General features: G+C 67.4%; 15 protein-coding genes and 1 tRNA gene. 8 read left to right on the plus strand and 8 right to left on the minus strand.

Annotation, left to right across the window (positions count from 1 at the left end):
- Positions 1-7: 7 nt before the first annotated feature.
- Together LT970_RS01085 and LT970_RS01090 are read right to left on the minus strand one after the other, a co-directional pair.
- Positions 8-1,024 carry a histone deacetylase family protein gene (locus tag LT970_RS01085; protein WP_232687122.1) on the minus strand — a complete coding sequence of 339 codons (1,017 nt, stop codon included), beginning with the start codon at positions 1,022-1,024 and terminating at the stop codon, positions 8-10.
- On the minus strand, positions 1,021-1,452 hold the full coding sequence (locus LT970_RS01090; protein WP_232687123.1) for a histone family protein: 432 nt from the start codon (positions 1,450-1,452) through the stop codon (positions 1,021-1,023). Before LT970_RS01090 ends, LT970_RS01085 begins: the two co-directional genes overlap by 4 nt.
- A gap of 154 nt (positions 1,453-1,606) precedes the next feature.
- Here LT970_RS01090 and LT970_RS01095 point away from each other — a divergent pair, with 154 nt between their 5' ends.
- Complete coding sequence (locus LT970_RS01095; RefSeq protein WP_232687124.1) at positions 1,607-1,822, plus strand: hypothetical protein; 216 nt, start codon at positions 1,607-1,609, stop codon at positions 1,820-1,822.
- Between the two features lie 99 nt (positions 1,823-1,921).
- Here LT970_RS01095 and LT970_RS01100 read toward each other — a convergent pair whose 3' ends face one another.
- Positions 1,922-3,364: a single-stranded DNA binding protein gene (locus tag LT970_RS01100; protein ID WP_232688664.1), complete on the minus strand. Its 1,443-nt coding sequence runs from the start codon at positions 3,362-3,364 to the stop codon at positions 1,922-1,924.
- A 143-nt stretch (positions 3,365-3,507) separates the two neighbouring features.
- A complete protein-coding gene (locus tag LT970_RS01105; RefSeq protein WP_232687125.1) occupies positions 3,508-3,987 on the minus strand; it encodes a hypothetical protein in 480 nt (159 codons plus the stop codon).
- 82 nt (positions 3,988-4,069) lie between these two features.
- Here LT970_RS01105 and LT970_RS01110 point away from each other — a divergent pair.
- The 3 genes from LT970_RS01110 to LT970_RS01120 all read left to right on the plus strand — a co-directional run bounded on the left by LT970_RS01110 (position 4,070) and on the right by LT970_RS01120 (position 5,237).
- A tRNA-Arg gene (locus LT970_RS01110) sits at positions 4,070-4,142 on the plus strand.
- 148 nt (positions 4,143-4,290) lie between these two features.
- A complete protein-coding gene (locus LT970_RS01115) occupies positions 4,291-4,557 on the plus strand; it encodes a glycine zipper 2TM domain-containing protein (protein ID WP_232687126.1) in 267 nt (88 codons plus the stop codon).
- Positions 4,558-4,625: 68 nt separating this feature from the next.
- Positions 4,626-5,237, plus strand: coding sequence for a DUF309 domain-containing protein (locus LT970_RS01120; protein WP_232687127.1), 612 nt, complete (start codon positions 4,626-4,628; stop codon positions 5,235-5,237).
- 15 nt (positions 5,238-5,252) lie between these two features.
- Here the strand turns inward: LT970_RS01120 and LT970_RS01125 are convergent, their stop codons facing one another.
- The 3 genes from LT970_RS01125 to azf form a co-directional block, all read right to left on the minus strand.
- Entirely contained in the window at positions 5,253-5,495 is a 243-nt protein-coding gene (locus LT970_RS01125) for a DUF6199 family natural product biosynthesis protein (protein WP_232687128.1), read from the minus strand.
- Positions 5,496-6,299: a M48 family metallopeptidase gene (locus LT970_RS01130; protein ID WP_349292247.1), complete on the minus strand. Its 804-nt coding sequence runs from the start codon at positions 6,297-6,299 to the stop codon at positions 5,496-5,498.
- A gap of 124 nt (positions 6,300-6,423) precedes the next feature.
- Positions 6,424-7,167 (minus strand): NAD-dependent glucose-6-phosphate dehydrogenase Azf, encoded by a 744-nt coding sequence (gene azf / locus LT970_RS01135; protein ID WP_232687130.1) that lies wholly within the window; start codon positions 7,165-7,167, stop codon positions 6,424-6,426.
- 260 nt (positions 7,168-7,427) lie between these two features.
- Between azf and LT970_RS01140 the strand changes: the two genes are divergently transcribed.
- The 3 genes from LT970_RS01140 to LT970_RS01150 all read left to right on the plus strand — a co-directional run bounded on the left by LT970_RS01140 (position 7,428) and on the right by LT970_RS01150 (position 11,368).
- A complete protein-coding gene (locus LT970_RS01140) occupies positions 7,428-7,772 on the plus strand; it encodes a dihydroneopterin aldolase family protein (RefSeq protein WP_232687131.1) in 345 nt (114 codons plus the stop codon).
- A gap of 203 nt (positions 7,773-7,975) precedes the next feature.
- Positions 7,976-8,380 (plus strand): DUF5790 family protein, encoded by a 405-nt coding sequence (locus LT970_RS01145; RefSeq protein WP_232687132.1) that lies wholly within the window; start codon positions 7,976-7,978, stop codon positions 8,378-8,380.
- A 402-nt stretch (positions 8,381-8,782) separates the two neighbouring features.
- The gene (locus LT970_RS01150; protein ID WP_232687133.1) at positions 8,783-11,368 is read left to right on the plus strand and encodes a bifunctional alpha,alpha-trehalose-phosphate synthase (UDP-forming)/trehalose-phosphatase; all 2,586 of its coding nucleotides are present in this window, start codon (positions 8,783-8,785) and stop codon (positions 11,366-11,368) included.
- Positions 11,369-11,513: 145 nt separating this feature from the next.
- On the opposite strand, the gene LT970_RS01155 is transcribed toward LT970_RS01150, so the two are convergent.
- Positions 11,514-12,251: a creatininase family protein gene (locus LT970_RS01155; protein WP_232687134.1), complete on the minus strand. Its 738-nt coding sequence runs from the start codon at positions 12,249-12,251 to the stop codon at positions 11,514-11,516.
- Positions 12,252-12,323: 72 nt separating this feature from the next.
- On the opposite strand from LT970_RS01155, the gene LT970_RS01160 reads away from it, so the two are divergent.
- Positions 12,324-12,542, plus strand: coding sequence for a DUF5789 family protein (locus LT970_RS01160; protein WP_232687135.1), 219 nt, complete (start codon positions 12,324-12,326; stop codon positions 12,540-12,542).
- The last annotated feature ends 104 nt before the right edge of the window (positions 12,543-12,646 follow it).

Here is a 12,646-nt window from a genome sequence, read left to right on the forward strand (position 1 = left end):
GAAAGAATCAGCCGAGGGCGGGATGGTCCGCCGCGATGCCGTCGAGGAGTTCACGGACCTCGTCGGTCTCGCTCGCGTCGTCCTCCAGTTCGACCGGTTCGCGGCCGTCGAACGTCTCGTGGACCATGCCGATGCCGTCCGCGAGCGTGTCGAGGCTGTACCCGCCTTCGAGCACGAACGCCAGCGCGGCGTCGGCCTCCCTGGCGACGGCGCGCACACGGTCCGTGAGCAGCGCGTACCCCTCCGTAGAGACGTGCATCCGGGAGATCGGGTCGTGGCGGTGCGCGTCGAACCCCGCGCTCACGAGCAACAGATCGGGGTCGAACTCGCGGAGCGCGGGCGCGAACAGTTCGTCGAACGTCGCACAGTAGTCGGCGTCCTCGGCCCCCGCGGGAAGCGGGACGTTCAGCGTGGTTCCCTCGCCGTCCCCGACACCGACTTCGTCGGCGTCACCCGTCCCCGGGTAGAGGCCGTCCTCGTGGACTGAGCCGTAGAACACGTCGCCGCGCGCCTCGAAGATGTCCTGGGTGCCGTTGCCGTGGTGGACGTCCCAGTCGAAGACGGCGACGCGTTCGGCGCCACACTCGTCGATTGCGTGCTGGGCGGCGATTGCGGCGTTGTTCAGGAAGCAAAACCCCATCGCGTCGTCGGACACGGCGTGGTGGCCGGGAGGTCGGCCGAGAGCGAACCGCGTCTCCCTGCCGTCGACGCCGTCGAGCGCGTCTCGTGCGGCGTCCATCGCGAGACCCGCGCTGGCGAGTGCGGCGGGCCACGTCTCCTCGGAGGCGACGGTGTCGGGGTCCCAGTTCCCGCCGCCGCGGTCACAGAACGCCTGGACCTCCGCGACGTACCCGGGGTCGTGGACGGCCGTGGCGTCGCTCTCTTCGGCGGGTGGTGCGTCTTCGTAGGCGACGCCGTGGCGCTTCGCGAGTTCCTGTTTGATCGCCCGCAGTCGGTCAGGTGTCTCGGGGTGTCGCGGCCCTGGGTCGTGTTCGAGGCACGTCTCGCTGAACCCGAATCTCATTCCACGAGCCGGAAGTACGTCTCGATGTCCTCGGCCTGTACGGTTCGTCGTCCCGCGTGCTCTGCGAGCATCCGCGCGGCCTCCGCGGCGTCGGTCGCGTACTCTTCGAGTTGCGCGGCGAGCGCGACCCGGGCGTCCATCGACACGCGGAACCGGTCGTCGATGTCGAGGCGCGCGATGCGGTCGACCGGCGCGACCGGGAGCACGAGCGATTCCGCGTCCGGAGCCGAACTCATCCCGAAGTCCTCGGCCATCAGCGTCTTCCGCCCCTCCGAGGCCGCTTGCTCCGCTGCGTCCATCGCGAGGGCCGCGCCACGCTCCTGGATGCGTCGAGCGAGTTCTGCTGCCCCATCCGCACTGACCCGCAGGTCACCCGCGTGTCGCCGGATGATCGTGTCCACCGGCGCGAACGGGAGTTCGACGCTCATGCGTCAATGCGTGGCGCTCGCACGCTTAACTGTTTCCACTACGGTATCACCCGCTCTGTGTTCCCGCTCGGAGGTACTCGCGTTCGCACCGGGCGGAACAGCTCGCTGTCTTCCCGCCACTACGCATTTTTGACTGGCGAACGAACGCACACGTATGCCATCGAACGACGAAACCGAGCCCGAGGCGACGAGTGACGACGAGGACACGTCGGCCGACGCGGAAGCGTCTCGGCAGCGCGAGATCGAACAGGAACAGGAGGAGGAGAACGAGCGGAAGATAGAACGCGAGGACGAGATGCGTAACGAGGAGGCCAAGGAGTCCGAGCAGCGGAACGTCAACAACCGAAAGGACGACCAGGCGTTCGACTAAGAAACCGGTCGACTGGGGAGCAGATACTCGACTACGTGGCCGGAAGAAGGGTCGCCTGGCCGCCCTCGCCGGTAGCCGTCGACCACAGCTATCTCTCGCTCAGTTCAGTTCGTCCGCGGTGAGGCGACCGTCGCGGAGTTCGCCGCGGACCGTGACCTCCTGACCGAGCGTCACATCCGCGTTCGTGTCTACGCTCATCGTCTCCTCGCCGTCGTCGAGGATGACGGGGTTCTGGGCCTGCACGACGACGCCCGTGAACTCGACCTCCTCGCCGTCGGCGGCCGTCGAACCGTTCGTCGACGACGCAGTGCCGTTCTCGCTGTGTTCGTCGCCACCGTCGTTGCTGTCGTCGCCGCCGAACGCCGACAGCCCAGTCGTGTCACTTCCGTCGCTCTCACTGCTATCGCCCGTTGAACCACCTGCTCCAGTCGCCGTCCCGTCCGCGAGCGGGATGACCGTCGTCCCCCATCCCGCGGACGCCTCGATGTCGTCCTGCCAGCCGTCCTGGACGTCGGCGTCCACGAACGCCACCTCGTCGCCCGGCCCGAGGTCGAGGTCCGCCTTCTCGCCCCAGAGCGCCACGCGGATGTCGCCCGAGTCGTCCTGCAGGCGGATGTTCCGGACCTGTCCCTCGCTGCCGTCGTCGCGGTCGAACGTGCGCTTCGGGTCGGCCGAGCGGATCACGCCCGCGATGTCCGCCGTGTCGTCCATCTCGAGGGTGTCGATTGGAGTCGCCGTCGGTTCGTACGCGACATCCGCGTCCACCTCCTCGATGGCGCCCTGGTCGCCGACGTGGAGTTCGAGACTCCCGTCTCGCTCGCGCACGTAGCCGTCGACGACCTCCACGACTTCGCCCGCGTCGAACTCGGTCGCGGTGTCGGCCTGGTCGTCCCAGAGCGTGATACGAACGCGCCCCGTTTCGTCGCCAAGCACGAGATTCGACACCTTCCCCTCGCTGCCGTCGTCGCGGTCGAACGTGCGCACGTCCTCCGCGGCGAGCACCTCCCCGACGAGGTTCACGTCCGAGATGCCAAGCGAGAGGTCCTCGACGGTGTACTCGTCCTGTACCTGCACGTCGATCTCCTCGTCCGCGTCGATTTCCATCTCGTCGACGCTCACCTCGACGCCGTTGTACCCCGACTTCGGACGGCCCTTGATGCGCAGAACTTGGCCGGCCTCGAGTTCGTCGGTCGCGGCGACCGCCTGCTCGTCCCACAGCGAGACGCGGACGCTCCCGGTCTCGTCGGCGACGTCGACGTTCACCACGCGGCCGTCCTGCTCGTCCTCGCCGTCGCGCTCGAACTCCCGAACCTCCCCGACGCTCGTCACCTTCCCGAGGAACTTCACTTCGTCCATCTCGGGTTCGATGTCGACGACGCCGTTGACCTCGCCGTCGTCGAGTTCGTGGGCGATGAGCATCGCGGCCGTCTCCTCGTCGGCCAGTCCCCCCATCTGCTCGACCTTCGAATCGACGGCCTCCTCGAACTCATCGAGGGAGACGTCGGTGTCGAGGTCCTCGTAGATGTCCTCGATTTCGCCCATAAGTACGTGGTTCACCCCAGGCACACGCCGCGCATAAGCGTTGTCCTTGGGGGATTGAGGCGCTGCAGTCTGCGAGTTTCGATGGTCACAACCCGGGGTGAGTCGCCCTCCGGTTTGAACCTACGGACCGGCGAGTCCCCCGACTACAGACTCGTCGAGGCGACCGTCCGCTCCTCGCCACGACTCCAGTGTACGACCACCACGCTCGCTGGCAGTCCCCCAGTGAGCGTGATGGTTGTCGCGTAGTCGAGTTCCGTGATGCACTGCGTGCACGCCCCGCCGTCGCTCGCGTCGTACGTCTCGACGACGACCCGCAGTTCGTTGCTGTCCGCGTTGTACGTCGCGTCCGCGAGTCGCGCCGAGTAACACGCGTTCGGCGCACTCGTCGTTCCCTCGACAGTGACAGCCAGCGCTTCCTCGTCCGCGGAGACGGACGCTCTCTCCCGAACCATCCCGCAGTCCGCACGACGGAGTTCGAACCCCGTGCGCTCGACTGCGGGCGTCGCCGTCGTCGTTCCTGCTGGCGACGTCGTCTCGCCGTCGGACGGCGTGCCACTCGGATACGAGAGACAACCACCGAACAGTGCCACTGACGCTCCCGCGAGCACTTGCCGCCGTCGCATACCTGGATTTCGGCTGCTGATTGCAAGAACCTTGCCCCCGAATCGTAACCGCTTTACGTACTGTCGGGCTACGAAGGAACGAGTCCGGATAGGGTAGTGGACTATCCTCTTGGCTTGCGGAGCCAGGGACCGGCGTTCAAATCGCCGTCCGGACGTTTCTCGTTTCACTCGAAACGCCCGAACGAGCCTGCGCTCGCTCCGCTCACGCAGACGCCGTCCGGACGTTACTTATCGCGTAACCACGACCGCGAGCGACCGCTACTGGCGAGTACTTTTATCCAGCACACGCACCATTGTGTCACTATGAGCAAGATACGACGCGGGATGAATCGTGCAAAGTACGCCGCCGTTGGCGGCGCGATTGGCGGTGCAATCGGCGGTCTGTTCAGCCGGAACGGCGCGAGCACGGGCGCTGGCCTGGGGGCGTTACTGGGCGCGACGGTCGGCGAGAAGCGAAGCACCGTGGACGCGGCGGTCCGGCGCGTCAAGCGCTCGCGGGCGGGCGACACCGAGAGCGAGCAGCGGTCCACGATGAAGTCGGCGGTCGAGCGTGTCAAGCGCCGATCGTAGGCCGAAGACGCGGAGCGCTCTCTTCTTCCGTCGAAAGCCGTTTGCGCGTGGCCGCCCCAGTCGTGAACATGGACGCGGCGCTTCGCGCGGGCATCGCGGTGTTCGACGCCGGACACTACCACGCGGCCCACGACGCCTGGGAGGACGCGTGGCTCGACCTCCCGGACGGCGACGACGAGCGGTTGCTCCACGGCCTCATCCAGTTCTCCGCGGCGGTCCACCACGTCAGCGAGGGAAACCAGACAGGCGCCGTCGGGTTGTGTGGGTCGGCGCGTGGCTACCTCGAGGGACTGCCAGCGGACTACCGGGGGGTGAACGTCGAGACGGTGCGGACCTATCTCGCGGCGCTCGAACGCGACCCGGAGGAAGTCGGTAAAACGGACCCGCCCGCGCTCACGTACAACGGCGAGGAGCTCGATCTCGGGGCGCTCGACCCGCCGGCGGGCGTCGAGGCGACGCTCGCGCTCGCGGAGCACGCGGGCTACGACGAGGACATCTTCGAGCGCGCGGCGACGTACGCCCGCGAGGCGCTCCGCGAGGGCGAGTTGAACGAGTTCGGCGCGCTGCTGTGTGACTTTGCGGCCCAACCCGAGCAGCGCGGGCTAGTGGCTGCGCGCCTCGAACAACACGTCCAGCGGCGACAACAGCGAGAAGATGACGTCGCGGGACTGTTCGACTGAACCCTGTTTCTGCGGTCAGGCGAACGCCTGCCACGCGACGAACGCGGCGACAGCGAGGCAGGCGACGCCGACAGCGCGCACGGCGAGAAGCGCGCGGTCCGAGGGCTCCGGGTCGCTCCCGTACTCGCCGCCCGGGTTCCGGGTCGGACTCGCACCGCCGAGTACGGAGAGCCGAAACACGGCGGCGGGCGCGGCGAGACAGAGCGCGCCGAGGAGCGCGCCGATGGCTATCGCGAGGAGTTCCCGGACGCCCGTCATCTACTCGCGGAGGCGCTGGATGCGCTTCTCGGCGGGCGGGTGCGTCGAGACGATCTTGGCGAGGAAGCCCTTTCCTTCGCCGAAGATGCAGAGCGCCGCGACGTCCTCGTCGACCTTCGACTTCTGAGCGTGCTGGTTGCCGGCCTGGATCTTCTCGAGTGCGCGAGCGAGCGGTTCGCCGCTTCCCGTGTACTGCTTCGCGTCGGCGTCGGCGACGTACTCGCGGTAGCGGGAGATGGCGAGCACGAAGATCATCACGAAGAACTGGACGAGGTTCCCGACGATCATCGCGAGGAAGAAGTCCGCGATGTCGTTGTCGCCCGTGAACAGCACGATGAACTGCGCGGCGATGCCGACGATGGACGCGATGCCCTGCCCGATCATCATCGTGACGACGTCGCGGTTCTTGATGTGCGCGAGTTCGTGCGCGACGACGCCTTCGAGTTCGTCCATCTCCAGGGTCTGGATGAGTTCCGTGGAGATGACGACGACGCCCGCGCCCTTCCGCCCGACGGCGAACGCGTTCGGGACGCCCATGCTGGCGACCTTCATGTCGGGTTTGTCGATGTCCATGTCCGCACACAGTTCGTCGATGCGCCGGTGAATCTCGGGGTACTGACTCTCCGAGAGGTCTTCTGCGCCGACGCTCTTCAGCGCGGCGTACTTCCCGACCTTGTACTGGACGCCGACCAGGAGGACGGATCCGAGAATGGCGATCGGGACGATGCTGGCGCCGAACATGAGGTACGCGACGCCGACTGCGAGTGAGTAGAACGCGAAGAGGATGGCACCGACGACCGCCATCCGGAGTTTGAGTCCGAAGTGTCTCATGACCTGAGGTTACCACTTCAAAGGCTTAAACCCATCCCCAACTTGTCGGCGACGCGGCGGCGTTCGCCGGAACGCGGTAATCGGTTCGTTCCGCGTCTTACTCGTCGTGTTCGGCGGAGTTGTCCTGCGGGTCGTACCCCAGCACCTCGCGAGCGCGCTCCAGCGAGTAGTACTTGCGGTCGTTGTCCGAGATGCCGTAGACGATCTCGTAGCCGTAGGACGCGTTGAGACAGCAGTCGAAGAGGTGCGCGCAGTCCCGGTGGGAGAGCCACATTGCCTGCCCGCGCTCGTAGTCGATGGGCGGGTGGCCCTCGGTGAGGTTGCCGATGCGCACCGCGACGAACGAGAGGTCGTGTTCGTCGTGGTAGAACCGGCCGAGCGTCTCACCTGTGGCTTTCGAGACGCCGTAGAGGTTGCCGGGGCGCGGGAGTTCCGTGCCGTCGAGGTGGAAGTCGTCGTCCGTGCGGTAGAGGTCGGGTTTGCGCTCGGTCTCGTAGTGGCCGACGGCGTGATTCGAGGACGCGAACGCGAACTTCTCGACGCCTTCGTCGACGGCGGCTTCGAGGATGGTGCGCGTGCCGTCGATGTTGTTCCGGAGGACGCTGTCCCACGGCGCCTCGGGGCGCGGGTCGCCGGCCAGGTGGATCACCGCGTCGACGCCCGCGACCGCGTCGCGGATGGCGTCCTCGTCGGTGACGTCCGCGACGACGAACTCGTGGTCGGCGTCCTCGGTCGGCGGTTCGCGGTCGAGCAGTCGCCACTCGTACCGGTCGCCGATGCCCTCGAGGATGGCTCGTCCGACGCGCCCGGAGGCGCCCGTGAGGAGGACGCGGTCGTCCATTCGAGTACGTCTCCGCGTCCGTTCGCAATGAAGGATGCGGTTCGGGTGTTGCGTGTCGGTCGGCGCGTTTCGCGCCATCGAGTTCGACTGCGCGCGCGACCACTGGACCGGTTCGAATCGCGGCCAGCCGTTCCCTGTCCGTGGCTGTACGCCCGTTCAAGCAGTCTAGGGAGTGGTTACTGGCGGGAGCACGGCGAACGAACTGACACGCAACTGGTCTGGAGCGACACGCCTTAGCCGCCACCGGCGGAAGAACAGGTATGGAAACAGGCACTACCGCGGGGACCGACGCCGAGCAGGCGTGCTTCGAGGCGGGCATCAAGTTCGGCGCGCTCTACCACCAGTTCGCCGGGACGCCGGTGAGTCCGGAGAGCGCGTCGAGTCTGGAGACGGCCATCGAGGAGTCGATAGAGAACCAGCCGTTCTGCGAGTCCGTGACCGTGGACATTCTCACGGAGGGACTCGACACGGAACACGGGTATACGGAGTTGACGGGTGAGTACATGGAGGTCGAGGTGGTCGTGGAGCACGAGGGAACGAACGTGGTCGCAGTGATGGAGATGGAGGACGACTACCCGCGGATGCGGTTGGCTGACGTCTCGTGACCGGGTGACCGGGCCTCGTAACCCGATAACCGCGCCTCGTGACCGGCTGACCGAGCACAGTGGACTCGGCGAACAGACGCTTCGTGACCTGCCGAGGCGGCGTCTCGCAGGCCGCCGAATTCTGGGTTCGGAGCGGCCTGTGGCGTGGTTTCACGTTCGCTCCGGGGCGTGTTTTTAAACGGGGCGGGCGCGAATCCTCTGGTATGAGTCAGACGTCACTCGATGACGACGAACTGTTCGGCGAGGCCGCCGAGGAGATGCGCTCGGACGTGGAGGAACACCTCGACGCGGCACACGAGGCGCTCCCGGAGGCCGCGGAGATCTGGGAGGTCGAAGCCGACAACACGCTCGGCGTGCTGAACGCGCTCCGGACCGAACTCGACGCGGAGGGCGTCGAGGACCACCTGCGTGACGCGAAGAAGGCCTTCGTGATGGGGAAGCGCGCGGACGCCTTCGAGGACGCCGAGGACCTCGAGGCGGACATCGAGAACGTCGAGGCCGTGCTCGAGGACCTCTCGTCGGCGAGCGAGCAGGTCGGCGAACTCGCGTCGACGGTGCCGTCGCTCCGCTCCGCACTGGAGGAAGCCAACGGTGACGCAGACGAGTAACGGGAACGCGGACGCGTAACGAAGCGTAGACGTGTAACGAATCGAGGCTGACGACCTGCGGCGTGAGCTGAGTCCCGACGAGTACCGGGGCGATACCGCTTCGGCGTTTCTGCAGACGGCTCGCCCTGGGGATGGTTCGTTTCAGGCTCCTGCCAGTCTCCGGATTCGCGTGGCGAGTGTCGAAGTGTTACCGTTCGTAACGTCCGCTTATCCATCGTTTTCGGCGGCCTAAGACCGTGAAATCGTCGAAACTGACGCGGGTGTTATACCGCTGTCTCCCGTTCGAGACGAGATAGTTCATGAGCGGAATCACCCTCGGGTGCGGAAGCGTGACCCATCAGCGGAGCCAACTCGCGGCCAGGCGGGACACTCCTGCCTGGGACGAAAGGGGGTGGATCGACCGTGACTGACCACGGCGAGTCGAACGGAGACAGTGACGCGGGCGCCGAGGGCGGCTTGAACGGAGAGGATGACACGAGCCATACGACCGGCGGTGAACAGTCTGAAGCGGACGTAAAACAGCCTGAAACGAACGTCCGTGAACCGTCTGGAGCGAGCGTGAAGAACGCCGATGAACAGCCCAACGCGAGCGTGAACGGCGCTCCAGGCGCGAGCAGTGCGGACGACAGTCACGACAGCACAGACGTCAGCTACGACGCGTCGCCCGCCAGCGTGTTAGACGGCCGCGAGTTGCTCGTCGCGTCGAACCGGAAGCCGTACAGTTTCGACCGGGACGACGACGGCGATGTGACGGTGTCCAAGCCAGCGGGCGGACTCACGTCGGCGCTCGACCCCATCGTCCAGCGGTTGTCGGGAACGTGGGTGGGGTGGGGGAGCGGCGACGCCGACTTCGACGTGGCCGACGAGCGCGGCTGCATCGAGGTGCCCCCGGAGGACCCCGAGTACACCATCCAGTGTCTCCACCTGAACGACCGCGAGGTGGAGGGGTACTACTACGGGTACAGCAATCAGGTGCTGTGGCCGCTGTGCCACGGCATGCCGTCGCGGGCGAACTTCGACGGCGAATTCTGGCGGTTCTACCAGCAGGTCAACGAGACGTTCGCGGACGCGCTCGTGGACCGCGCGGACGCCGAGGACCCCGTGGTGTGGTTCCAGGACTACCACCTGGCGCTGGCGCCGCGGCTGGTCCGGGAGCAACTCCCGGACGCGTTCCTCACGCAGTTCTGGCACATCCCGTGGCCGTCCTGGAGCACGTTCCAGACGTGCCCCCAGCACCGCGAACTACTGGAGGGACTGCTCGCGAACGACCTGCTGGGGTTCCACGACGAGGCGTACGTCGAGGCGTTCTGCGAGTGCGTCGAGGCCGCCTTCGAGGACGCGACCGTGGACGTCGACGCGGGCACGGTGACCTACGACGGCCACACGACGCGCATCGAGTGCCACCCGCTGGGGATCGACGCCGAGCAGTTCTCGGAGATGGCGGAATCGGAGGAATCGGCGGGGTTCTGGTCCGAGTTCGCCGGCGATCACGACCTCGGCGAGCGGGTCGCGGTCGGGGTCGACCGCCTCGACTACACGAAGGGCATCCTCCAGCGCCTCGACGCGCTGGAGCGCCTCTGGGAGCGCCAGCCGGAGCGCCGGGGAGAACTGACGTACGTCCAGAAGGCCAGCGAGTCGCGCAGCCAGATCGACGAGTACCGCGAACTCCAGTGCGAGGTCGAGCGCCGCGTCGGCGAACTCAACGACCGCTTCGGGACCGAGAAGTGGACGCCCGTGGTGTACACGACGGACCACTACTCGCGCACGGAGTTGGCCGCGCTGTACCGCAACGCGGACGTCGCGCTCGTGAGTCCGCTCCGCGACGGGATGAATCTCGTCGCCAAGGAGTACGTGGCCTCGCAGGTCGAGCACGACGGCGCGCTCGTGCTCTCCGCGTTCGCGGGCGCCACGCAGTCCCTCGGCGACGACGCGCTCGTGGTGAACCCGAACGACGTCGAGGAGTTCGCCACCACCATCGAGGCGGCGCTCTCGATGCCCGAGCGCACCCGCACTCGGCGGATGCGTGCGCTCCGCCGCCGGGTGCACGACGAGGACAACGACGCCTGGGTGGCCGACCAGTTGGAAACGGTCGCTGCCGCCGACCACGGTGACGGCGCCGCCTCGGCGTCGCCCAACTGGCAGTCCGCACCCGTCTCCATCTGGGGACACAAGCAGCGTCTCCTCGACACCGTCCGGGCCGCCGACGGACTGCTCGTGGTGACCGACTTCGACGGGACGGCGGCGGAGATCGTCGACGACCCCGAGAGCGCATCGATGCGCGGCCGGACGCGTTTGGCTCTGGAGACGCTGGCGTCCCACCCGCAAGTGAAGGTTGGCGTCGTCAGCGGCCGGGCGCTGGAGGACGTCCGGGAGCGCGCGGACATCGACGGGGCGTGCTGGGCGGGCAACCACGGTCTGGAGTTCCACGACGGCGACACCCGCTCGGTCCACTCGGACGGCGAGCGCGCCCAGGAAGTGCTGCCGGACGTCTGTGCGGCCGTGACCGACGAGATGAGCGACATCGACGGCGTCCACGTCGAGGACAAGGGCGCGACGGCGACGGTCCACTACCGGATGGCGGACTGCGGCCGCGACGAGGTCGTGACTGCGGTCCACACCGCCATCGACGAGCACGCGGGCGGCGTCGACCTCCGGGTGACCGAGGGGAAGGACGTCGTCGAGGTCCGCCCGGACGCTGACTGGGGGAAAGGCGAGGCAGTCGAGTTGCTCCGCGACCGGTTCACGCCCGAGGGCGAGCAGTGGGTGACGATGTACGTCGGGGACGACACCACCGACGAGGCGGCCTTCGAGACGCTCCAGGGAGAGGGCGTCGGCGTGGCCGTTGGGAAGGATACGGACGCGACGGCCGCGCCCTACGCCGTCAATGACCCGTCGGAGGTCGCCGACCTCTTCGAGTGGCTCGCCGGCACGGGACTGGCAGCCCTCGACGCCGAGCGGCGACAGGACGTCGTCGTCGAGTCCCATTGAACGCGGCTGGAACCCCTTCCTGTAGCGTACGCCGCGTTCGACAGCAGTGGAGACCACCGGGTAACGGTAGAGGGCCTCGACAGGGCTGACGGCGGCGGTTCGCGGCAGTGGTTCGCGCCGGCGGTTCGCTGCGGCGATTCGCCGGTTACCGGTGTGGCGGGCGGGAGACGTCCCGCTCCGCGACCGCGCCGAGCAGGTCACACAGCGAGTCGGTCGCGAGAGAGAGCAGTTCCTCGCCGCGCTCCGCGTCGCCCGCCGAGGGGTCGCCGACGACGCCGTTCTCCGTGAACTCCGCGGAGTCGTGGGCGAGATTCGTGTGCGCCGTCCACTCTCCCCAGTGGTCACTCGCGCCGTCACGGGCGGCCTCGATGCGGTCCTCGCGCACCAGTTCGGGGTCAGTGTGGCGGAGGAACGCGGTTTCGAGGGGGCCGGCGTGGCCCATGTCCGCGCTGTGGTCGCCGACCGCGTCGAACCACGTGAACGGGACGGCGTACGCGTCGTCGTGGCGAGTGATGGTCGAACAGACCTCGCCGAGCGCGGGGACGTTGCCGCCGTGGCCGTTCACGACGACGACGCGGTCCCAGCCGTGGCTGGCGAGACTTCCGACGACCTCCCGGACGTTCGTTCGGAACGTCTCGGGCTGGAGCCACAGCGTCCCCGTGAACTGGCGGTGTTCCTCGGCGACGCCCACTGGGAGCGCGGGCGCGACGACGACCTCGTCGTCGTAGGCGTCCGCGGCGGCCTCGGCGACCCGTTCGGCGGTGAGCACGTCGGTGCCGAGTGGGGCGTGCGGGCCGTGTTGTTCGGTGCTGCCGACGGGGAGCACGGCGAGGTCCGCGTCGGTCGCGTCGGCGTCCGTCCACGTCGCGTCCGCGAGTCGCATACCGGCACCACGCACTCACCCGGCTTGTACTCTGTCATAACGCGTTTCACGGAACCCATCCTCGGCCCTATCATGCCAAAAAGTGTCACTATCGAGGAACTGGAGGAACAGCTCCAGGGGGAGTCGTACCCGGTCTCTCGGGAGTACCTGCTAGCGGAGTACGGCGACTACTCCATCGACGTGGCGGGCGGCGAGGAGTCGGTTGCGACCGTCCTCGAACGCGTCGAGGACGACTACTTCCACGACGCGACCACCGTCCTCACGGACATCCGCGCCGGGGTCGACGTGTAGCGCGACAGTGTCAGCGTGTGGTGGCTCGTGTCGGCGTGTCACCCCTGGCATCGACGCGGAACGAAAAGAGCGGGCGGAACGAGTGGACGAAATGACGGGGAACG

It is taken from the genome of Halobacterium zhouii, from assembly GCF_021249405.1.
Taxonomy (GTDB): Archaea; Halobacteriota; Halobacteria; order Halobacteriales; family Halobacteriaceae; genus Halobacterium; species Halobacterium zhouii.

Coding starts and splice junctions, on each gene's coding strand:
- LT970_RS01105 (WP_232687125.1), bottom strand. CDS start 3,987: ATGCGACGGCGGCAAGTGCTCGCGGGAGCGTCAGTGGCACTGTTCGGT.
- LT970_RS01140 (WP_232687131.1), top strand. CDS start 7,428: ATGGAAACAGGCACTACCGCGGGGACCGACGCCGAGCAGGCGTGCTTC.
- azf (WP_232687130.1), bottom strand. CDS start 7,167: ATGGACGACCGCGTCCTCCTCACGGGCGCCTCCGGGCGCGTCGGACGA.
- LT970_RS01090 (WP_232687123.1), bottom strand. CDS start 1,452: ATGAGCGTCGAACTCCCGTTCGCGCCGGTGGACACGATCATCCGGCGA.
- LT970_RS01120 (WP_232687127.1), top strand. CDS start 4,626: ATGGACGCGGCGCTTCGCGCGGGCATCGCGGTGTTCGACGCCGGACAC.
- LT970_RS01130 (WP_349292247.1), bottom strand. CDS start 6,299: ATGGCGGTCGTCGGTGCCATCCTCTTCGCGTTCTACTCACTCGCAGTC.
- LT970_RS01095 (WP_232687124.1), top strand. CDS start 1,607: ATGCCATCGAACGACGAAACCGAGCCCGAGGCGACGAGTGACGACGAG.
- LT970_RS01115 (WP_232687126.1), top strand. CDS start 4,291: ATGAGCAAGATACGACGCGGGATGAATCGTGCAAAGTACGCCGCCGTT.
- LT970_RS01155 (WP_232687134.1), bottom strand. CDS start 12,251: ATGCGACTCGCGGACGCGACGTGGACGGACGCCGACGCGACCGACGCG.
- LT970_RS01160 (WP_232687135.1), top strand. CDS start 12,324: ATGCCAAAAAGTGTCACTATCGAGGAACTGGAGGAACAGCTCCAGGGG.
- LT970_RS01125 (WP_232687128.1), bottom strand. CDS start 5,495: ATGACGGGCGTCCGGGAACTCCTCGCGATAGCCATCGGCGCGCTCCTC.
- LT970_RS01100 (WP_232688664.1), bottom strand. CDS start 3,364: ATGGGCGAAATCGAGGACATCTACGAGGACCTCGACACCGACGTCTCC.
- LT970_RS01145 (WP_232687132.1), top strand. CDS start 7,976: ATGAGTCAGACGTCACTCGATGACGACGAACTGTTCGGCGAGGCCGCC.
- LT970_RS01085 (WP_232687122.1), bottom strand. CDS start 1,024: ATGAGATTCGGGTTCAGCGAGACGTGCCTCGAACACGACCCAGGGCCG.